At 65.7% G+C, this 20,358-nt stretch carries 14 protein-coding genes and 2 tRNA genes; 5 read left to right on the top strand and 11 right to left on the bottom strand.

The window, feature by feature from the left end; genetic code table 11:
* Positions 1-8 precede the first annotated feature (8 nt).
* From Q8Q53_RS06610 to Q8Q53_RS06600, 3 genes are read right to left on the bottom strand one after another with little or no spacing between them, the layout of a single operon-like run.
* Complete coding sequence (locus Q8Q53_RS06610; RefSeq protein ID WP_305700968.1) at positions 9-551, bottom strand: histidine phosphatase family protein; 543 nt, start codon at positions 549-551, stop codon at positions 9-11.
* On the bottom strand, positions 548-3,280 hold the full coding sequence (locus Q8Q53_RS06605) for an ATP-dependent DNA helicase (RefSeq protein ID WP_305700967.1): 2,733 nt from the start codon (positions 3,278-3,280) through the stop codon (positions 548-550). Before Q8Q53_RS06605 ends, Q8Q53_RS06610 begins: the two co-directional genes overlap by 4 nt.
* 50 nt (positions 3,281-3,330) lie before the next feature.
* Complete coding sequence (locus tag Q8Q53_RS06600; protein ID WP_305700966.1) at positions 3,331-5,040, bottom strand: amidohydrolase; 1,710 nt, start codon at positions 5,038-5,040, stop codon at positions 3,331-3,333.
* 196 nt (positions 5,041-5,236) lie between these two features.
* On the opposite strand from Q8Q53_RS06600, the gene Q8Q53_RS06595 reads away from it, so the two are divergent.
* The 3 genes from Q8Q53_RS06595 (at position 5,237) to Q8Q53_RS06585 (ending at position 9,596) form a co-directional block, all read left to right on the top strand.
* Positions 5,237-6,862, top strand: a complete 1,626-nt coding sequence (locus Q8Q53_RS06595; protein WP_305700965.1) for a lysine--tRNA ligase — start codon at positions 5,237-5,239, stop codon at positions 6,860-6,862.
* Between the two features lie 86 nt (positions 6,863-6,948).
* The gene (locus Q8Q53_RS06590; protein ID WP_305700964.1) at positions 6,949-8,772 is read left to right on the top strand and encodes an acyclic terpene utilization AtuA family protein; all 1,824 of its coding nucleotides are present in this window, start codon (positions 6,949-6,951) and stop codon (positions 8,770-8,772) included.
* A 2-nt stretch (positions 8,773-8,774) separates the two neighbouring features.
* A complete protein-coding gene (locus Q8Q53_RS06585) occupies positions 8,775-9,596 on the top strand; it encodes a Coq4 family protein (RefSeq protein WP_305700963.1) in 822 nt (273 codons plus the stop codon).
* Here the strand turns inward: Q8Q53_RS06585 and Q8Q53_RS06580 are convergent.
* The 4 genes from Q8Q53_RS06580 to ettA all read right to left on the bottom strand — a co-directional run bounded on the left by Q8Q53_RS06580 (position 9,593) and on the right by ettA (position 15,136).
* Positions 9,593-11,413, bottom strand: coding sequence for a DUF885 family protein (locus Q8Q53_RS06580; protein WP_305700962.1), 1,821 nt, complete (start codon positions 11,411-11,413; stop codon positions 9,593-9,595). The two genes, Q8Q53_RS06585 and Q8Q53_RS06580, sit on opposite strands and share 4 nt — an antisense overlap.
* Positions 11,404-12,084, bottom strand: a complete 681-nt coding sequence (locus tag Q8Q53_RS06575; RefSeq protein WP_305700961.1) for a 2OG-Fe(II) oxygenase — start codon at positions 12,082-12,084, stop codon at positions 11,404-11,406. Before Q8Q53_RS06575 ends, Q8Q53_RS06580 begins: the two co-directional genes overlap by 10 nt.
* Positions 12,085-12,197: 113 nt before the next feature.
* Positions 12,198-13,238 carry an RcnB family protein gene (locus tag Q8Q53_RS06570; protein WP_305700960.1) on the bottom strand — a complete coding sequence of 347 codons (1,041 nt, stop codon included), beginning with the start codon at positions 13,236-13,238 and terminating at the stop codon, positions 12,198-12,200.
* 218 nt (positions 13,239-13,456) lie between these two features.
* Positions 13,457-15,136: an energy-dependent translational throttle protein EttA gene (gene ettA / locus Q8Q53_RS06565; RefSeq protein ID WP_305700959.1), complete on the bottom strand. Its 1,680-nt coding sequence runs from the start codon at positions 15,134-15,136 to the stop codon at positions 13,457-13,459.
* Between the two features lie 144 nt (positions 15,137-15,280).
* Between ettA and Q8Q53_RS06560 the strand changes: the two genes are divergently transcribed.
* Positions 15,281-16,615 carry a M28 family peptidase gene (locus tag Q8Q53_RS06560; protein WP_305700958.1) on the top strand — a complete coding sequence of 445 codons (1,335 nt, stop codon included), beginning with the start codon at positions 15,281-15,283 and terminating at the stop codon, positions 16,613-16,615.
* Positions 16,616-16,625: 10 nt separating this feature from the next.
* On the opposite strand, the gene Q8Q53_RS06555 is transcribed toward Q8Q53_RS06560, so the two are convergent.
* The 4 genes from Q8Q53_RS06555 to Q8Q53_RS06540 form a co-directional block, all read right to left on the bottom strand.
* A tRNA-Pro gene (locus Q8Q53_RS06555) sits at positions 16,626-16,702 on the bottom strand.
* A gap of 43 nt (positions 16,703-16,745) precedes the next feature.
* Positions 16,746-16,821 (bottom strand) — tRNA-Ile (locus tag Q8Q53_RS06550).
* 24 nt (positions 16,822-16,845) lie between these two features.
* Entirely contained in the window at positions 16,846-17,868 is a 1,023-nt protein-coding gene (locus Q8Q53_RS06545; protein ID WP_371136523.1) for a polysaccharide deacetylase family protein, read from the bottom strand.
* 31 nt (positions 17,869-17,899) lie between these two features.
* Positions 17,900-19,654, bottom strand: a complete 1,755-nt coding sequence (locus tag Q8Q53_RS06540; RefSeq protein WP_305700957.1) for a histidine kinase dimerization/phospho-acceptor domain-containing protein — start codon at positions 19,652-19,654, stop codon at positions 17,900-17,902.
* A gap of 222 nt (positions 19,655-19,876) precedes the next feature.
* Here Q8Q53_RS06540 and Q8Q53_RS06535 point away from each other — a divergent pair, with 222 nt between their 5' ends.
* Entirely contained in the window at positions 19,877-20,341 is a 465-nt protein-coding gene (locus Q8Q53_RS06535; RefSeq protein ID WP_189542393.1) for an Lrp/AsnC family transcriptional regulator, read from the top strand.
* Positions 20,342-20,358: the final 17 nt, after the last annotated feature.

Raw genomic sequence — 20,358 nt, 5'->3', positions numbered from 1 at the left:
CGGCTGGCTTAGCCGCGCTGCGGCCCCAGTTCCGGGTCCAGATCGCGCGGACGAGTAAGGCTGACCAGCCGCCCGCAACCGTCCTTGAGGTCGCTCCAGCGGTCGATGTCGAGTTCCAGCACGGCATAGGCGGCCGTGGGAAACTTGGCCTCGACCACATCGCGCAGCGGGCTGGAGCCATCATCGGGCACCAGATCGAAGATCAGGTCTTCCAGTCCCGGATTGTGACCAACCATCAGGATGCCCTGCGGATCGCCGTCCTGTTCGCGCAGCAGATCGGCCAGCGTGGCGCTGCTGGCGAGGTAAATGCGGCGGTCCCAGTTGATCGCGATCGGGCGCTGGGCTGCCTGACAGGCAATCTCGATCGTTTCCGCGCAGCGGATCGCCGGGGAGGCAATCACCCGGTGCCAGGCATAACCGGAATCGCGGATATGTCGGCCCATCACTGCCGCACCGGTGCGGCCGCGCCGGTTCAGCGGGCGGTCGAAATCACGGGCGCGCGGGTCGTGCCAGTCAGATTTGGCATGGCGGAACAGGCCGAGAAGTTTCACGGGTTGCTCTCTGTTTGAACGGACTTCCCAAAAGCACCACTGGTCAGCCGTTGTAAAGCCTCGTCCAGCGTCAGGCGTGTGACAGGAGTTCCGGCCGGGAATGCGCTGAGCAACCGGCTGGGAAAGGCGGACGACAGCACCACGAAATGCCCGCGATCGTCACGGCTGCGGATCAGGCGGCCAAACGCCTGCGCCAGCCGCGCGCGGATGATCCGGTCATCATACGCCGATCCGCCCCCCGCCAGCCGCCGCGCGCGGTGCAGGATCGACGGCTTGGGCCAGGGCACTTGTTCCATCACCACCAGCCGCAGCGAATGGCCGGGCACATCGACCCCGTCGCGCAGCGCATCGGTGCCGAGCAGCGACGCGCGCGGATCATCGCGGAAGATGTCGACCAGCGTACCGGTGTCGATCGGATCGACGTGCTGGGCATAAAGCGGGAGGCCCGCCCGGGCGAGCCGGTCGGCAATCCGGCCATGCACCGCGCGCAGGCGGCGGATCGCGGTGAACAGCCCCAGCGCACCGCCGCCCGATGCCTCGATCAACCGGCCGTAAGCCCCGGCAAGTGCCGCTACGTCACCTTTGGGCACATCGGTGACGATCAGCACTTCGGCCTGGGCGGCGTAATCGAACGGGCTGTCGAAACTGGACAGGCGCGGGGCGAGGGCCAGCGCTTTGGCCCCGGACTTGGCAATCGCCGCGTCCCAGTCATTCCCATCACGCAGGGTTGCAGATGTGATCATCACCCCGTGCGCCGGTTCCAGCACGACGCTGGCAAACGGCTTCATCGGATCGAGCCAGCGGCGGTGAATGCCAATGTCGAATTCGCGCGCGTCGCCGCGTTCGACCGCCAGCCAATCGACATATTCGGGGTCGGCCGGGCCGCCCAGCCGGTCGAGCAGGGCCTCCCACGCGGTCAGCAGGTCGATCCGCCAGGTCAGCGAATGGCGCGCGCCTTCGATCCGCGCGCGGCCCGGACCGTCGAGCCAGTCAGGCGGTTCGGCCAGCAAGGCTTCGAGCCGCCCCCCGAGCCGGATCAGCGGCTGGCGCAGCGCGGCGAGTGCGGCCTGCGCGGCCCCGGCGCGTTCGATGAACGCACCGTCCAGCTGTGCGGCCTCGGTCTCCAGCCCATAGCCCGCTTCCTGTCCGCCGCTTTCATCGCGGGCGTAAACGGTGGCGCGCACGGCCGCGAGCAGTTCTTCCAGCGGTCCGAACGGCGCGCCTTCGGCCAGGCGTTGCAGCCAGCCGTCACCCGGCAGCGCCTCGGCCGCGTGGCGCGCGGCGGAGATCGCCTTGGCCCCGGCTTCGTCATAACTGGCCAAATCCGCCAGCCGCGCGGCGAGGCCCCGGCGGCGTCCTTTCGAGCCGCGTTCCGGCCCGATCACCCAGCGGCGCAGCTCGATCGTTTCGGCCCCGGTCAATGCGGCAGCGAAGGTCGAATCCGCCGCTTCGAACACGTGGTGTCCTTCGTCGAACACGATCCGGGTCGGGCGCTGGGCGGCCTCGCGGCTGCGCGCGGCGTTGACCATGACCAGCGCGTGGTTGGCGATCACCAGATCGGCTTGCGCGCTGGCGCGGGCGGACCGTTCGATGAAGCATTTGCGGTAGTGCGGGCACCCGGCATAGACGCATTCGCCGCGCCGGTCGGTCAGCGCGGCGATCCCGCGCTGGCGGAACAGCGTGCCGAGCCAACCGGGCAGATCGCCGCCGATCATGTCGCCGTCCTGGCTGTAACCGGCCCAGCGCGCGACCAGCTGCGCCAGAACCGCCGCCCGCCCGGTGAACCCGCCTTGCAGCGCATCTTCCAGATTGAGCAGGCAGAGGTAGTTTTCGCGGCCCTTGCGCACCACCACCGGCTGCGTGCCATCGGCGCGGGTGCTGGGCCAGGCGCGGCGGCTCTCACGCCGCAACTGGCGTTGCAGGGCCTTGGTATATGTCGACACCCAGACCGTGCCGCCCGATTCCTGCGCCCAGAGCGAGGCAGGGGCGAGATAGCCCAGGGTCTTGCCGATCCCGGTCCCGGCCTGCGCCAGCAACAGATGCGGCAAGCCTTCGCGGCGGCGCGGGCTGAACAGGTGCGCAGCTTCGCCCGCATAGGCCTGCTGGGTGGGCCGGGCTTCTGCCCCGCTGCCGGTCAACTGCGCCAGCCGGGCGGTGACAGCCGCAGGATCGAGCACGACCTGGCCCGGCTGCGGCCGTTCGGGCGCGTCCTCCCATTCGGGCAGGCGGGAAAACAGCCAGCGCTCCGCCCGCTGCGGGGCGGCAATCCGGGCGGTAAGCAGCGGTGCCCATGCCCAGCGCAGCCGGATCAGCGATTGCAGCGCGCTCCACGCGCCTTCGCGTTCCTGCCAGTCGCTTCGCTCACACGTCGCCAGCAGCGCCTCGGCGGCTTGTTGCAGCAGCAGCGGAATCGCATCGTCGCCGCCGGGTTCGGGCAAATCGAGCGCGTGGGCCAGCCCCTTTGCGGTCGGTACCACGAACCGGGCCGGGTGGATGAAGGCGAACAGTTCCAGCAGATCCAGCCCGGACAGATCGGGATAGCCCAGCCGGGTGGCGACCAGCGGCGCGTTGAGCATCAGCAGCGGGGTATCGGCCGCCGCGACAATCGCATCGCCCTTGCCCACACCGCGCGTCTGGCCCGCTCCGCTCCGCAGCCAGCAGCCGCCATGGCTGGCGTGGATCGCGGGCAGGGGCAGTGCCGGAATTGGGCTGGGCGGGGCGTCGTCCATGTGCCAGCGTTAGAACGGAACTGGAACGCAGGGCAAGCCGCCGCGCGGTGTTATTCCCCCCGTTTCCAGATTGTACGGCCTTCCTTGACCGTTTTCAGGACTTTGATCGACCGCACTTGATCCACCGGAACCGTCAGCGGATTGCGGTCCAGCACCACGAAATCGGCCAGCAGGCCGGGTTTGATCCGGCCCTTGCGGTGGTCCTCGAACACTTGCCACGCCGGGCCGGTGGTGAGGGCTTGCAGGCCCGCATAGGCGCTCAATCGCTGATCCGCGCCGCTGACCACGCCCGTGGTGGACGTGCGCGCCATCGAACTCCACAATTGGGTGAACGGATCAAGCCGGGTCACCGGAAAATCGCTATGGTTCGATGGGTGCAGCCCGGCCGCACTGGCGGCTTTGAGCGGGCTGATGAAGTCCACCACCTCGGCCGGGAAATTGGTGCGGTGGGTATCGGCGAAATAGAGCGTGTGATTGCTGAAATAGGCCGGGCCGACGCCGATCCGGGCATAGGCGGGCAGGTGATCGCGGCGCTGGAACTGTGAATGGATCACCACCGGGCGGCGGTTGTCGGCAGCCTTGATTTCCAGCGCGTCAAACCCGCGCAGCGCCATGTCGATTGCCGCATCCCCGTTGGCATGGGCAAAAATCTGCCAGCCGCGCGCATGAACCTTGCGGGCCATCGCCTGAAAATCAGCTTCGGACATGACCGGTTCGCCGTGCCACGGATGCTTGCCTTCACCGGGCGATCCGCGCGCGTAATCGCGGGTGAAATAGGCGGTGCGGGCCTGCGGGGAACCATCCAGCACGAACTTGATGCCCTGGAGCTTGAACCGCCCCTGATACTGGCCGAATTTCAGATCCGGCTGGGCCAGCACCCAATCGAGCGTGGAATAAAATGGCAGTGCCGCCAGGTCGATCTTCAGCCGGTCCCTCACCGCCGCACTCATCAGGAATTGCAGATCGGGCAGCTGGGTGCCGCCTTCCTGCGCGTGGGTGAAGCCTTCGCGGGCATAGCGGGTCTGTGCGGCGTCCAGTGCGGCCAGCTTTTGCGCCTCGGTCGGCTGGGGCAGCTTGGGCAGGATCAGGAACAGCGCCGCTTCGAACATCAGGCCAGAGAGCTTGCCGTCCGGCCCCCTGGGCATGATCCCGCCAGTCGGAACCGGGGTGTCCTCAGCGACACCAACCGCCGCCAGCGCGGCACTGTTCGCAACCAGTCCGTGCAGCGAGACGTGCAGCAGGATCACCTTGCGGTCCGGAAAGGCGGCATCGAGTTCGGCGCGGGTCACGTGGCGGCGCTCCGCCAGCTGCTCCTCGTTGTATTGCCAGACCACGACCCATTCGCCGGCCGGGATCTGGCGGCGGTCAGCCTCGGCGCGGACGGCGGCAATCAGGCTGGCGGCATCGGTCACAGCGGGCAGGGCGGGGTCAGACAGGTCGATCCCGCCCGCCGATTGCAGCGCCACGGCAAAGTGCGAATGGGCATCGATGAAGCCCGGCAGCATCGTCGCGCGCTTCAGGTCGTGCGCCGCTGCGCCTTTGCCTGCGATCGCGCGGGCCTTGCGCTCCGGCCCGGCGAAGACAATGCGGCCATCGCGGGCCACCACCGCATCGACCGTGCGCGGGGCAGGGCCGTCCATGGTGATGATCGTGCCGTTGAACCACAGGCTGGCAGGGTTGGCAGGTTCGCTGGCTGCGGCCATGCCGCCGCTGACCAGCGCTAATAGCGCTGCGCTGGCAGTGATGATCGTCCCTCGCATCAATCCCGTTCCTCTCGTCAATTTTTGCCGACGATAGGGGGCGAGCGCGACCATTGCCTAGCGGAATAATCGGACCATCAATGGTGCTGCGCTGTGGGGGACTAATTTTCCGCCGCACCTGCCGTCCTGCCTGCTGGCAGGGCGGCAGGTGTGCTTTCGCTTGCGAAACCGGCGCATCTCCGCAAAAGGCCGGGGCATGACCGATACCGATATTCATACCGCCGCACAGGTTTCGAAGGCTTGGCCGTTCGAGGAAGCTCGCAAGTTGCTGAAGCGGTATCCGGACGGCAAACCCGATGGCAGCCCGATGCTGTTCGAAACCGGCTATGGCCCGTCGGGCCTGCCGCACATCGGCACCTTCCAGGAAGTGCTGCGGACCACGCTGGTGCGCCGCGCCTATGAAGTGTTGAGCGGCGGCAAGCCGACCCGGCTGGTGGCGTTTTCAGATGACATGGACGGGCTGCGCAAGGTGCCCGACAACATCGAGAACAAGGCGGTGCTGCAAGCCAACCTGGGCAAGCCGCTGACCCGCATTCCCGATCCGTTCGGCACGCACGAAAGCTTTGCCCACCACAACAACGCGAAGCTGCGCGAATTCCTGGACCAGTTCGGGTTCGATTATGAATTCGTCTCGGCTTCGGACCGGTACAATTCGGGCGCGTTCGACGATGCGCTGCGGAACGTTTTGCGCCATTTCGACGCGATCATGAGCGTCATGCTGCCAACCTTGCGCGAAGAACGCCGCAAGACGTATTCGCCGGTCCTGCCAGTCAGCCCGGCGACCGGCGCGGTGCTGCAGGTTCCGGTCGAAGTGGTCGATGCCGACGCCGGGATCGTGCGCTTCACCGACAGCGACGGCACTGAGGTTGAGCAATCGATTCTGGGTGGCCGGTCCAAGCTGCAATGGAAGGTCGACTGGGCGATGCGCTGGGTTGCGCTGGGCGTCGATTATGAAATGTGCGGCAAGGATCTGACCGACAGCGTCACGCAAAGCGGCAAGATCGCGCAAGTGCTGGGCGGCCGCCGCCCCGAAGGGCTGATCTACGAACTGTTCCTCGATGAGAACGGCGAAAAGATTTCCAAGTCCAAGGGCAATGGCCTGACCATCGAACAGTGGCTGACCTATGGCAGCGAGGAAAGCCTGGGCTTCTACCTGTTCCGCGAACCCAAGAGCGCGAAGCAGCTCCACGTTGGCGTCGTCCCGCGCGCGGTCGACGAATACTGGCAGTTCCGCGAAAAGCTGGCGAGTCAGCCGGTCGAACAGCAACTGGGCAACCCGGTCTGGCACCTGCTGCGCGCCAATCGCGTGACCGGAGCCCCCGCCTTCGCGGGGGAGCAGATCGAGGACGCGGATGAAAAGCTGCCGGTGACCTATGGCCTGCTGCTCAATCTGGTGGGCGTGCTGGGGCCGCACGCGACCCATGCGCAGGTCTGGTCGTACCTTGGCAACTATGTCGAGAATGCCGATCCGGCGGCGCATCCGGCGCTCGATACGCTGGTCGGTTGCGCGCTGGCCTATAACCGTGATTTCATTGCCCCCACGCTGAAGCGCCGCAAGCCCGAACCGAACGAGGCACTGGCGCTGACCGCGCTGGACGAGGAACTGGCCGCGACGTCGGACGATGTCACGGCGCAAGAGCTTCAGAACATCATCTATGAAATCGGCAAGGACCCGCATTACGGGTTCGAGCAGCTGCGCGACTGGTTCAAGTGCCTGTATGAAACCCTGCTGGGTTCCAGCCAGGGGCCGCGCATGGGCAGCTTCATCGCGCTCTATGGCCTGAACAATACGCGCCATCTAATTGCCGAGGCTCTCGCCTGATCGCGGGCTGACCGCTACCCTCGCGCATCGGCCTGTGGCCACGGACCAACCGTGTGCCGGATCAGGACCGGGCGAGAGGACAACAAATGACATCCGGCGTTACAGGGTCCGGCAGGGTGGTGCGGATCGGCGGAGCCAGCGGCGCGCTGAATGACAGCGTGATCGCGGTGCCGCAACTGCTGCGCGTGCCGGACCTCAATTATCTGGCGTTCGATTACCTGGGCGAAGGGGCGATGGGCATTTTTGCCCGGCTCAAGCAGATGGACCCCGCGTCCGGCTTCCTGCCCGATTTCGTCGATTTGCACATTGGCCCCTATCTGGCGGAACTGAAGGCGCGCGGCATCCGGGTGGTCGCCAATGCGGGCGGGCTCAACCCGGAAGGTCTCGCAGCGCTGATCCGTGCGCGGGGGGCAGAGCAGGGGCTGGCGCTGAAAGTGGCGACCGTTTCCGGCGATGACATCCTGCCGCTGACCGAAGCGCTGCGCGCCGAGGGCGTGCGCGACATGTTCAACGGCGCGCAGCTGCCAGCGCGGCCCGGCAGTTTCCATGCCTATCTGGGGGCATTCCCGATTGCGGCGGCGCTGGGTGCCGGGGCGGACATCGTCATTACCGGGCGGGTGGCGGACAGTTCAATGATCCTGGGGCCGCTGATCCACGAATTCGGCTGGGGGCCGGATGATTACGACCTGCTGGCCGGCGGGACGGTCGCGGGCCACTTGCTGGAATGCGGCGCGCAAGTGTCGGGCGGCACGTTTACCGACTGGCAGGACGTGCCCGACTGGGCCGAAATCGGGTTTCCGGTGGGTGAATGCCATGCCGATGGCACGGTAGTCATCACCGTGCCGGACGGGACGGGCGGGCTGGTTTCGGTTGGCACGGTGTCGGAGCAATTGCTTTACGAAGTCAGCGATCCGCAGGCCTATATCGTCCCGGATGTAGTCGTTGATTTCAGCGGGATCGCGCTGGAACAGGTCGGGCCTAACCGGGTGCGGGTGTCAGGCGCAAAAGGCTACCCGGCGACCGACAGCCTGAAAGCCTGCGCGACGTTTGACGCGGGCTGGCGCTCGGTCGCGTTGATCCCGGTGACGGGCATTGATGCCGTCGCCAAGGCCGAGCGGCAGGCCGAGGCCCTGCTGCGGCGTTGTTCGCGGTTGCTGCGGGAGCGGAACCTGCCCGACTACACGCTGACCCATGTCGAGTTGATCGGCACCGAAACCGCCTATGGCCCGCGCCGCCAGCACCTCGCCCCGCGTGAGGTCTTGCTCAAGATCGTGGTCGATCATCCAGACATGGGCGCGGCCATGCAGTTCGGGCGGGAACAGACCACCGCGATCATGAACATGGCGCAAGGCACCTCGATTGCACCGATCATCGCCGCGCCGCGCGCCTTTCCGCTGACTGACATGGCGTTTTGCCTGATCGGGCGCGACCGCGCACACGCGGCGGTACGGCTGGACGGGGTGGAAGTGGCATTTGCCGACCCGGTGCAGGGCGGGTTCGACCCCGCCGCGATTGTCCGCGCACCCGCGCCGGTTGGCCCGGCCGAACCCGGCACGGCCACCGTCCCGCTGATCCGGCTGGCCTGGGCGCGCAGCGGCGACAAGGGGCGCTTGTTCAATGTCGCCGTGATCGCGCGTTCGGCGGAATATCTGCCCTATCTCCGCGCCGCGCTGAGTGAACAGGCTGTGGCGGACTGGTATCGCCACTTGTTCGATGATCCCGCGACCGGCCGGGTGGAGCGGTTCGATGTACCGGGCATCCACGCGTTGAACTTCGTGGTGCACGATGCCCAAGGCGGCGGGATCAACGTATCGCCGCGGCTTGATGCGGCGGCGAAATCGATGGCGCAGTTGCTGCTGGAAATGTCCGTGCCGGTGCCTGCCGCACTGGCCGCACAAGTGGGAGAATGACGATGGCCGATGCAGGCACGCCCTATCTGGCGCGGGGAATCCGCAATGTGGAAACGGCCAGTTCGGTGCTGGTCAGTTCCTCCCCCTACCTCAACGATCCGCGCCTGCGCGACTGGGTGGCAACCCAGTTTCTGCGCAGAAGCGGCAAGGACCGCCCGACGTCTGCCGATACCCATGCGCTCTACCCGATCCTGTTCGAAGTCCTGCCGCTCGCCCGGATCGAGGAGCTGTTCACGCAGGAGCGCCAGCGCTGGCCGGAACTCGACGCGTGGTTCAGCGCAGGGTTTTCCTCCAATTTCACGATTGCCGGGCTGCTCGATCATCCGCCGGGATCGCTGGGTCATACTTTTGGCCGCTACCTGAAGGACAACGGGTTCGAGATCGACATCGTCCCCCGGTTCGAACCGAAGAGCCAGTTCCAGTATTACTCGCTGCGCAGCGGCCAGACACACGATCTGGAACATATCGCCTGCGGCGGCGGGTTCGATATCATCGGGGAACTGGTCCCCTATTGGGGACGGCTGAGCAACGTGCCGCGCTTCCTCGATCCGGAACTGGTTCAGCTGATCAACGTCGGGCAATTGCTGGGCGCCCTGCGGCTGGTGACGCGGACCGGGCTGCATTACCAGCAGGCGTTCCCCAAAGTGCTGGAAGCGATGCGCGCGGGGATGGACGTGGGCGAACAGTCCGGCCCCTATTTCATGGCGAAGTATGAGGACGTGTTCCACCTGCCGATTCCCGAAGCGCGCGAAGCGCTGGGCATCCGGGGCGTGACCGAGGTGGACAGCGCGGCGGAATCGCTCGCCTGGACCGAGTACAGCTAGCGCTGCCGGTCGATCCACCCGCGCACTTTGGCGGTGAGGATCGGTAGCGGCAGGGCGCCGCTGCCGAGCACCTGCTCGTGAAAATCGCGGATGTCGAAGCGCGCGCCCAGTGCGGTTTCGGCTTCGCTGCGCAGGCTCTGGATCGTCAGCGCGCCGATCTTGTAGGACAGTGCCTGCGCGGGCCAGGCGATATAGCGCTCCACTTCGGCGGTGGCATCGGTCCGGCCCATGCCGGAATTGGCCAGCATATATTCGATCGCCTGATCGCGGCTCCACCCTCTGGCGTGAATGCCGGTATCGACCACCAGCCGCATTGCGCGGAGCATTTCATCGTCCAGCGTGCCCCAGTGCTGCAACGGATCGTCATACAGCCCCATCGCGAAGCCCAGCGTTTCGGCATAGAGCGCCCAGCCTTCGACATAGGCATCGTTGCCGCCGAATCGCTGGATATCGGGCAACGAGGTATCCTCCTGCGCGCGGCTGATCTGGAAATGATGGCCCGGTGCGCCTTCGTGCAGATACAGCGTGGTCACTCCGCTCAGGAAGCGGCTGGGCAGATCGTGGGTGTTATACCAGAAGATCCCCGGTCGCCGCCCATCGGCGCTGCCCTGGGTATAGCTGCCGCCGGCCTCATACTGCGCGCGGTAAGCGGGGTAGGGCTGGATCACCAGCGGGGTACGCGGCAGGCGGTGGAAATAGCGCGGGGCCAGCGCTTCGACCTTGCGCGCGATTTCGGCATAGCCGCGCGCCAGTTCCTCCTCGGTGGTGGGGTGAAAGCGCGGATCGGTGCGGATGTGTTCGAAAAAGGCCTTGAGCTCGCCCGGATAGCCCAGCTGCGCCCGTACGGTGTCCATCTCGCGCTGGATGCGGGCCACTTCGCCCAATCCCAGCTGGTGGATCGCATCCGGTTCCAGCCGCAGCGTGGTCTCGCGCTCGATCAGCTTGCGATACAGCGCTGCGCCGCCTTTCATGCTGCCCAGCCCGGCGCTGGAACGCGCGGCTGGGAGGTATTCGTCGTTCAGGAAGTTGCGCAGGCGGCGGTAGGCGGGGAAGAGATCGGTCCGGATCGTCGCAACATAGGCGCTGCGCAAGGCGGCCCGGCGGCTGGCCGGAACGGCGCCGGGAAAACTGGTAACCGGGGCGTAGAATGGCGATTCTTCGGGCGGGTGGGCCAGCAGAGTGTCGATCTGCGCGATCATGTTGCCGACCGTCAGCCGGGTGTCGACGACCCCGCTGTCCAACCCCTGGCGAAACCGCAGCACGGCATTGTCCAGCACCGTCGCGAATGCGCGGCTCAGCTCAAGATTACGGCGATAGTCAGCCTCTGTCTCGAACGGAACGGCCCCGTCCCGCGCCAGCAGCGCCGGAAACTCCATGTGCAGCCCGCCAAAGTGTTCCAGTGGACGCACCGCCGTCAGTGCAATCAGGTCGGGGCGCAGCCAGTCCTGCTCCTCGCGCTTGGCGGCAAGGAATGCGTCATAGGAAATCTGGCGTTCGGGGCTGAGCGCGGTCCGGTCAATCCGGCCCAATGCCTCCAGCGTCAGCTTGCCGGATTTGCGCGCCGCGCGCAGCTGTGCGTCGGTGAAGACTTGCGCCAGTTCATCGCCGCTGACCGCGCCGCCGTGGAACAGCGCGCCCAGTGGATCGGACGCCATCGTCCGGCGGCTGTCATCGCGCATGACCGCCAGCAGACGCGAATCCTCGGTACTGGCCAGTGCGGCGCTTTGCGTCGGCAGGCGCGCGAACGCGGCCTGCGGCTGAAGCGCCAGGACTGCAGGCAGCAGAACGGCGTAAAGGGCTGCACGGATCAGCCCCATTTGCGCACGCGATACCACTTGGTGATGATGTATTTGACGCCCCGGACCACCGGCGTTCCGGCGTGGATGGTATCCTGATTGAACGAACCGTCCGGGGCGGCATTGTTCCACACGATCAGCGCGCCGCGCTGGGGCGGGATCGACACACCGATGTTGGGAAACTCGGTCTGCCCGCCTTCCTCGACATCGTTCAGGTAGATCATCGCTGTGATGCAGCGCTGTCCGCCGCGCTTCGCCTCAACCTTCCAGTAGGGCGCCTTGGTCCAGAACCAGTCCATGTGCGGCTTGAATTCCTGCCCTGGCGCATAGCGCTGGCCCTGCATCGTTTCGCCGTTATCGTGGGGCAAGCCCAGCAGATCGTCGATCCGCCGCTCAATCATCTTCACAAAGCTGTCGTTGCGGTCAACATCGCCGGAATAGCTGGTCCGCCACACGCCTTCATAGCCGTGGTCGAGCGTGTCCGACGGGCGCGCGGTGCGGTCCACCATCGTGATCAGGTGATCGCATTCGGCCGGACTGGCAAACTCGGGAATGGCCCAGATCTCGGCCGATTCGACCGGAACCTTTTCCACCAGCGGATCGGCTGTCAGCCGCCGCCGGACGTGCGCGCCGACTTTCAGCAGCGCCAGTTTATCGGGGTTGGGGCAGGGGGGATACTGATAGGCGACCATCGGCAAAGCACTATCCGGCTACCCGCGCAGGGCAAGCAAAAGTTCCGGTGACCGTGCAGATCATAAGGACGGGGCCTGCACCATGATGATGCAGGCCCCGTTTGATGTGGCAGTTACCAGAAGAAGTTGCGGATCACGTCGACAACTTCGCCTGAATAGACGTTCACCAGCAAGGCATCGTCATAATAACGGACCCAGCGGTAAGGACCATAGACATCGGGCAGACGATACTGCCACGGATCGTTGATCCAGTAGTTGCTGCTGAAGAACAGGCTGTCCATGAAGAACCCGATGCTCAGCGGCCGATAGGAGTAGTTCCGGTAGGGCGAGTAATATGAGCCCATCCGGTAGATCGACGGATTGGTCCGGCGATAGGACGACCAGTTGTAGCGGTGGTTATCGCGCCAGCGGTTGTCCCAACGGCGATAGTCCTGCTTGTAGCTGCCGCGATCGCGGTTCCAGCTGTCATTGCGGTAACGGCTGTCATCGCGGCGGTCGGTGCTGCGATAGGTATCGCGGCGATCATCGCGGTTGCGATCATTGCGCCAGACATCCGCACCGCGCGCTTCGCTGCGCCGGTCTTCAGCGCGCCAGCCATCGGTGCGCCGATCTTCGGTGCGGGTGCGGGTTTCGGTCCGCACGCCGCGCCGGTCATCGTTGCGATAGCCGGTGCCGTTTGCGGTTGCCGCACCGGTCCAGGTGGTGCCGGTTGCCGCGCGCGGGGCGGGCTGCGGTACAGGCACTGTCGCCATACCCGCGCCATTGCCGCGCCATTCGCGGGTCACGCCCGGCGTCGGAGCGCCGCCGCTTTCACGGCCGCGCCAGCTGCCACGTGCGCCGTCCGTACCGCCGCGCCGATCACTCATGTTGGCGGTCGGTGCTGCAGCCGGGGCGGGAACCGCAACCGGGGCCGAACGGGCCGCCGGACGGGTCCAGCCATTGCCGGAATCGCGACCGGAATCGCCGCGGTTTTCACGCGGTGCCGAACGCTGCGGCGGCTGGTAGCTGCCGGAGATATTTCCGGCCGCCTCGCTGTCACCGCGTCGCCCGCGACCTTCCTCCTGCGCCGATGCCAGCCCGGGCAGGGTCAGCGCGGCAATTGCGAGGGCCAGGGTTGAAATCCGGCCAGTCATACCAAGTTTCTTGACGGCCATAGCCGTTTCTCCATCCCAGCGCGCCACACCAACGGCGGCGACCATGGGATTGAAATACGCGATTCGCGCTGTCCGCAGCGTGAATGGTTTGGTGATCCTCCCGTTCAGGTTCAGGGGTGGGAAAATGAATGAAGTTTACGCCAGTCTGCACGGCGTCCAGTTCACGAGCGGTGATGCCCGGCAGCCGTGTCAGGGAACCTGAGTGGTTCCCCGACCGGTCAGCGCGTCAGTTTCTTATAGGCCAGGCGGGTCGGACGATCCGCCGCATCGCCCAGACGGCGGCGCTTGTCTTCTTCGTACATCGCGAAGTTGCCTTCGAACCATTCGACGTGGCTGTTGCCTTCGAAGGCCAGAATGTGCGTGGCCAGACGGTCAAGGAAGAAGCGGTCGTGCGAAATAACCACGGCGCAGCCCGCGAAGTTCTCGATCGCGTCTTCCAGCGCACCCAGCGTTTCGACGTCAAGATCGTTGGTCGGTTCGTCGAGCAGCAGGACGTTGCCGCCCTGTTTCAGCATCTTGGCCATGTGGACGCGGTTGCGTTCACCGCCGGACAGTTTGCCGACGTTCTTCTGCTGGTCCTGGCCCTTGAAGTTGAACGCGCCGACATAGGCCCGGGTGCTGGTGTCGTGCCCGTTGACCTTCATGTAATCGTGCCCGCCGGAGATTTCTTCCCAGACGTTGTGGGCCGGGTTCAGCGCATCGCGGCTCTGGTCGACATAGCCCAGATGGACCGTCGAACCGATTTCGATGGTGCCGGTATCGGGTTGCTCCTGCCCGGTGATCAGCTTGAACAACGTCGATTTACCCGCGCCGTTCGGCCCGATCACGCCAACGATGCCGCCCGGTGGCAGCAGAAATGACAGGTCTTCGAACAACAGCTTGTCGCCGTAGGCCTTGCTGATGTTCTTGGCCTCGATCACCTTGCCGCCCAGCCGTTCTGGCACCTGGATGACGATCTGGGCCTTGCCGGGGCTGCGGCTTTCCTGACTGGCAACCAGTTGCTCGAACTTTGAAATACGCGCCTTGGACTTGGTCTGGCGGCCCTTCGGCCCCTGCCGGATCCATTCGAGTTCTTCCTTGATCGCCTTCTGGCGGCCGGATTCCTCGCGGTCCTCCTGCTCCAGGCGCTTGCCCTTCTTTTCCAGATAGGTCGAATAGTTGCCCTCGTAGGGGAAGTATTTCCCGCGATCGAGTTCCAGAATCCAGCCCACCACGTTGTCAAGGAAGTAGCGATCGTGGGTGATCATCAGCACCGCGCCGGCGTATTCCTTCAGGTGGTTTTCCAGCCATTCGACGGATTCGGCGTCAAGGTGGTTGGTCGGTTCGTCGAGCAGCAGGATGTCCGGCTTTTGAATCAGCAGCCGGGTCAGCGCAATGCGGCGTTTTTCGCCGCCCGACAGGTTGTCCACCGCCCAGTCGCCCGGCGGGCAACGCAATGCTTCCATCGCGATTTCCAGCTGGTTGTCGAGCGTCCAGCCGTCAACCGCGTCGATCTTTTCCTGCAACGTGCCCATCTCGTCCATCAGCGCGTCGAAATCGACGTCCTCCGGCGGTTCGGCCATGATGTTCGAAATCTCGTTGAACCGGTCAACCAGATCGGCGGTTTCGCGCGCGCCTTCCTTGACGTTTTCCAGCACGGTCTTGGTCGTATCGAGCTGGGGCTCCTGCTCAAGATAGCCAACCGTGATGTGCTCACCGGCCCAGGCTTCACCGGTAAAATCGGTGTCGAGCCCGGCCATGATCTTGATCAGCGTGGATTTGCCGACACCGTTTGGGCCGACGATACCGATCTTGGCACCCTGATAGAATTGCAGGCTGATGTTGCTCAGCACCGGCTTGGGGGCGCCGGGGAAAGTCTTGGTCATGCCCTTCATGACGTAGGCGTATTGGGCGGCCATCGGATTCCTCTGGAAAAGTCGCGATCAGATAAGTTGCCGCGCCCTCTACAGGGCAGGCGCGGGCGGGGCAAGCGCGGCGCGAACTGCCGGACGGAGCATCAGCCGGGATTGGCAAGTGCCGGGCACCGCGATAGCAAGCCGGGCATGATCACATTCAAACCCCTGCTCGCCCTGTCCGCCGCCCTGCTGGCCACCACTGCACGGGCCGACGCGCCTGCGGAATCCGTCGCCTGGACAATCACCGCCGATCTGACCACCGAAATCGGCGCGCGGCTGGCCGGGACGGACCGCGAAGCGGCTGCGCGCGACTGGGCTGTGGCCCGACTGAAAGCGCTGGGGCTGGCCAATGTCCGGGTCGAGGCATTTACCATCCCCGGCTGGGTGCGCGGCGCAGAGGCCGCGCGGCTGACCGCGCCGTATCCGCACCAGCTGGCGATCACGGCGCTGGGCAACAGCGCGCCAACCCCTGCGGGCGGGCTGACCGCGCCGCTGGTCTATTTCGCCACGCTGGATGCGTTGCGCGCCGCGCCGGACGGTTCATTGAAGGGCAAAATTGCATTCATCGACCACGCGATGCTGCCGACGCAGGATGGCTCTTCCTATGGCCCGTATGGGCAAGTGCGCCGGGCCGGACCCACGCTCGCTGCCAGCAAGGGCGCGGCGGGGGTGGTGATTCGCTCGATCGGGACCGACCGCCACCGCAATCCGCATACTGGCGCCACCGGCTGGACCGCCGGTGTCACGGCGGTTCCGGCGGGCGCGGTGTCCAACCCGGATGCAGACCTGATTGCGCGCATTGCTCGCACCGGCAAGCCGATGCAGCTGAACCTGGTGCTGGAAGGCAAGCCGGTCGGCCCGCTGCCGTCGGGCAACGTGATCGCGGAGCTGCCGGGGCGCGATCCGGCGCTGCCGCCGATCTTGGTTGCCTGCCACCTCGACAGCTGGGATCTGGGCACCGGCGCGTTCGATGATGCGGCGGGCTGCGGGATCATCACCGATGCAGCCCTGCGCGCTCAGGCCGGCGGCAAGCCGCTGCGCACGATTCGCGTGCTGTGGGCCGGGGCGGAAGAAGTCGGCGTATTCGGCGGTGCGGCGTATGGCGAGGCCCATGCCGGTGAACCCCACGCGCTGGCGATGGAAAGCGATTTCGGGGCGGACCGCGTCTGGCGCGCCCAGTTCAACTTCGCCCCCGCCAACGCCCCGTTAGCGGACCGCATCGCCGCCGCCCTTGCGCCGCTCGGCATTCACCGGGGCAGCGACAAGGCGTCTGGCGGCGCTGACATCGGGGCAATCATCGCCAGACAGAAGCTGGCCGTGGTTGACCTCGACCAGGACGGCACCCGCTATTTCGATCTGCACCACACGCCCGACGATACGCTGGACAAGGTTGATCCGGCGCAACTTGAACAGAACGTCCGGGCATGGGCGACGGTGCTGAAGATCGTGGCCAACGAAGCCGGGCCAATCAACGGGAATTGATCGGAAAACTTGGTCGGGGAGACAGGATTCGAACCTGCGACCCTCTGCTCCCAAAGCAGATGCGCTACCAGGCTGCGCTACTCCCCGACCCTGGTTTCCGGTCCGGCGCGGGGCCGGGCTGGGTGTTTGGTGGTGGGCCCGGCAGGATTCGAACCCGCGACCTAGCCGTTATGAGCGGCCAGCTCTAACCGCTGAGCTACAGGCCCATACCCGCCACCAGAAGCGGCGCGTTAGCTTGGCTGTGCGCTGCTGGCAAGCTCCACCGATTGCATGATGTCCTGAACGTTGCTGGGGGCGACGCCGCGCTGCCGCAAATAGGCAAAGACCCCGCGCCACCAGTCATACAGCGCGTCGAGATCGTCCTCGGTCTTGACGTAGGGTGTAAAGCCGGGGGCGAGCGAGGGGCTGTGGAAGCTGAACACCAGCACTGGCAGGCCTTCATCGATTGCGATGTCGATCCCGCGAATCGCTTCCTCCAGCGTGACGCCTTCGGGGGTCAGCGGAATGCGTTCCAGCAGCCCGATCCGGGCGAGCGCGCCACGCAGTTGCGGGGTGCGCCACAGCTTGGGATAGAGCCAGTGGCCGAGCTGGCGCAGCATCCCCCAGTAGACCGAGGTCAGCGGCAGTTCCATCAACCCGTTGCTGCGATCAAGCCAGTACGGGGTGACCGGGTGATCGCGATAGTTGGGGCCGCCCGCCGTGCTGTAATCGAATCGCGCACGCACGGAAGTATCGATCGCCATGCCGTGTTCCGACAGGATCGCGGCGGTATTCGGCCCGGTGCCATAGCGTCCGGCCCGGTAGATCAGCGGGGTTGCGCCAAAGTTGGCGGTGATTGCCGCGTGCAGGCGGTGGAACTTTTCCCGTTCAAGTTCTACCGGCAGATTGCCGGCGAAGCTGTTGAACTGGTTCACTTCCTCGTCATGGGGCGGGCTGACCCAGGGGTGCAGTTGCACGCCTACTTCGGCGCGTCCTGCAGCGATGGCCGGACGCAGGATTTCCGCTGCGGTGGGCGATGTGGCAATCGGATAATCGACCAGATAGATCGGACAGATGTTTTGCGCCTCGCAGAATTCCTGAAACTTGGCGAGCCGTGCGATGGAATGCAGGGTGTGGCCGGACTTGCTGATTGGCTTGTCCCAGTCAAACTCCTCCTCCGTATCGACGGTCAGGATGAACCGTTGCCCGACGCCCGGCGCAAACCGCACTAGGTCCGCCGCTACGGGCGCTTCCGGAATGCGGATCTGCGTCAAGGTTATTACTGCCCCTGTATTTTTTACAGGTTCAGATGTTGGTCTGTCCTGCGGCGCTATGGCTATGGCGCGCAGCCGCCGGGGTCAACCCCGGCAGTTCCAGCCTGAGCCGGTCCTTGTGGCGGTCGAGTGTGCCGCCAGCCGCGTGGGCCTCCGCTTTGACCAGCCGCAACGCGAAGCCCACGCCAAATACACCGGCGGCAATCACTTGCGGCACGCTGCCGGTGGCGGCGGCAAACAACGCGGCGTCATTTTTGGCGGCCAGCACGGCGGGCAGACCAACGGACAGGCGAATGTTGCTGCCCTTGCGGCGCAGGCGTAGTTTCAACTGCTCGCCCGGTGCGGCTGTTCCGGCCAGCGTGGCCAGCAGACGCCACACGATCCGTTCCACCTCGATCCGGGCCAGCGGCAGGATCAGTTCGCCATCGTCCTGGCGGGCTTCGAACCCGCTGCCTCGGGACCGGGTATGCGCGCCAAGCTGCGCGACCGTTGCCGCAACAATCTCATCCAGCCTGGTTTCTCCGGCTTCCAGTTCCAGCACCTTGCTGTCGAGCCGGGCGAGCCGTTCCAGTTCTTCGAACGCAGCGAGCATCCGGGCTGCATCGCCCGCAATCCCGGCGGCCAGCGCGCGGTATTCGTGCGGGGTGGGGCCGAACAGCTGCTGCTGGATCACCTCGGCAAAGCCCTGAATCGCGTTCACCGGCGTGCGCAGTTCATGCAGCGCCTGACGCAGCCGCTCGGCCTCGGTGTCGCGCGCCGGGGCAAATGCGCTGGCGGGCAGGGTGGCCGGGCGGCGCATTCGCCCGCGATAGCCGCCGAACCGGCCGCTGAGCGGATCGAACGCCGGGACGGCATCAACCTGCCACTGCCCGGCAATGGCGGGAGCACCATCGATGCGCAGCAGCAGCGCGCGCAGCGGTTGCAGGCTGCGCATCGCCAAATTCAGGTCCGCCCCGGAACTGACCGGTCCGCGCCCGCCCAGTTGCAAGCCGACGGTCATCGGCGCGACGCCCGGATCGGTCCACACGATCCGTCCGGCCGCATCGGTTGAAAAATCGAACGCCTGCACTTCGGCGGGCGGGGTCATGCTGCCGTCCTCACCCAGCGGCAGGCGCGGGGAATCTGCATGGGGGGGCACGTCGATGACCTGTTTGGCCAGCCGGTAAGCTTCGATCTTGCGAACCAGTGCGCCGATCCCTTTAAGCGGCTCGTTGACGGGGCCGGGGGCTGGTTCGGGCGGCAGGATCGCGATGACCGGGGCAGGCGCAGCGGCCGCCGGAGGGCCAGTATTGGTGACGGGCTCGGCAATCGTCGCCGGATCTGCGGCGGGGGCGGTTGGTGCTGTTGCTGGCGGGAGGCCGCGTTCACGAATACCCAGCCGTGCCAGCAGTTCCTCAACCCGCGGGCCAAGGTCGCGGCGCTGGCGAACATGACCGCGCGCCGCGATCGGCAGGGCGGGGATCAGGTCCAGCCATTGCTCCTCCGCCAGATGCGCGCGGGCCAGCGCGCTGGCGGCCTGCGCCGGATCGGCCTGCGCCAGTGCGGCGACCAGCCGGGGCGAGCGCAGCCGCAGCCCGGCTTCGCGCACAATTGCCGCGCGGTCGGCGTCCGGGATGGCGCGGGTCTGTTCCGCGAGCCGGGCATAGGCGGCATCAATCTGCGGTCCGGCGGCATCCGCGGGCAGGGTGCCGAGCAAGTCGAGCAATTGCCGGAACTGAATGCGTGACGTCGCCGGTCCGTCAGCGCGGCTGCGCAACACGGTGGCCAGGCGGTCGTCGAAATGCATTGCGGCTCCGATTGGTCAGCAGCCCGGCGCAAGGGCGCGCCACGGGAAGATGCGGGGCATACCAGAGTGACAGGATTGCGGAAGCGTGTGCAGGTGATGCGTTGCAAAGCGGGACAATTGCGATATGAAACAATAAAATTATCTAGCCTTGGCATAGATAGCTGTGAATATTGCCTGTAACAGGCATTGTGCTGCCTGTTTGGGCACGAAAGAGTGGGGCTGATGGCAAATCTCGATTCAATCGACCGGCGGCTGCTGGCCGAACTTCAGGACGAAGGGCGGGTCACCAACGTCGAGCTGGCGAACCGCGTCGGCCTCACCGCGCCCCCCTGCCTGCGCCGCGTCCGCGCGCTGGAGGAATCCGGCGTGATCCGCGGCTATCATGCCGATCTCGATGCCTCGAAGCTGGGCTTCGCGATTACCGTGTTCGCCATGGTCAGCCTGAAAAGTCAGGCCGAGGAATCGCTGCGCCAGTTCGAGGACCACATGAAGGGCCTGCCCGAAGTGCGCGAATGCCACATGCTGAACGGCGAGATCGACTTTATCCTGAAGATCGTCAGCAAGGACCTGCAGAGCTTTCAGGAATTCCTGACCAGCAAGCTGACGCCGGCTCCGAACGTGGCCAGCGTGAAAACGTCGCTGACGATCCGCACCGCGAAACAGCTGCCGGGTGTGCCACTGGAGTAGCCGGGGCCGCCACGCCG

Origin of the sequence: Novosphingobium sp. (genome assembly GCF_030699305.1) — a bacterium.
GTDB lineage: Bacteria > Pseudomonadota > Alphaproteobacteria > Sphingomonadales > Sphingomonadaceae > Novosphingobium.
The sequence above is the reverse complement of the archived record's forward strand: the minus strand, read 5'-3'. Positions and strand labels throughout refer to the sequence as shown.

What these genes read in the sequence shown, in the direction of transcription:
- Q8Q53_RS06540 (WP_305700957.1), bottom strand. Translation starts at nt 19,654, where the DNA reads ATGCATTTCGACGACCGCCTGGCCACCGTGTTGCGCAGCCGCGCTGAC.
- Q8Q53_RS06605 (WP_305700967.1), bottom strand. Translation starts at nt 3,280, where the DNA reads ATGGACGACGCCCCGCCCAGCCCAATTCCGGCACTGCCCCTGCCCGCG.
- ettA (WP_305700959.1), bottom strand. Translation starts at nt 15,136, where the DNA reads ATGGCCGCCCAATACGCCTACGTCATGAAGGGCATGACCAAGACTTTC.
- Q8Q53_RS06535 (WP_189542393.1), top strand. Translation starts at nt 19,877, where the DNA reads ATGGCAAATCTCGATTCAATCGACCGGCGGCTGCTGGCCGAACTTCAG.
- Q8Q53_RS06575 (WP_305700961.1), bottom strand. Translation starts at nt 12,084, where the DNA reads ATGGTCGCCTATCAGTATCCCCCCTGCCCCAACCCCGATAAACTGGCG.
- Q8Q53_RS06600 (WP_305700966.1), bottom strand. Translation starts at nt 5,040, where the DNA reads ATGCGAGGGACGATCATCACTGCCAGCGCAGCGCTATTAGCGCTGGTC.
- Q8Q53_RS06585 (WP_305700963.1), top strand. Translation starts at nt 8,775, where the DNA reads ATGGCCGATGCAGGCACGCCCTATCTGGCGCGGGGAATCCGCAATGTG.
- Q8Q53_RS06595 (WP_305700965.1), top strand. Translation starts at nt 5,237, where the DNA reads ATGACCGATACCGATATTCATACCGCCGCACAGGTTTCGAAGGCTTGG.
- Q8Q53_RS06570 (WP_305700960.1), bottom strand. Translation starts at nt 13,238, where the DNA reads ATGGCCGTCAAGAAACTTGGTATGACTGGCCGGATTTCAACCCTGGCC.
- Q8Q53_RS06560 (WP_305700958.1), top strand. Translation starts at nt 15,281, where the DNA reads ATGATCACATTCAAACCCCTGCTCGCCCTGTCCGCCGCCCTGCTGGCC.
- Q8Q53_RS06590 (WP_305700964.1), top strand. Translation starts at nt 6,949, where the DNA reads ATGACATCCGGCGTTACAGGGTCCGGCAGGGTGGTGCGGATCGGCGGA.
- Q8Q53_RS06580 (WP_305700962.1), bottom strand. Translation starts at nt 11,413, where the DNA reads ATGGGGCTGATCCGTGCAGCCCTTTACGCCGTTCTGCTGCCTGCAGTC.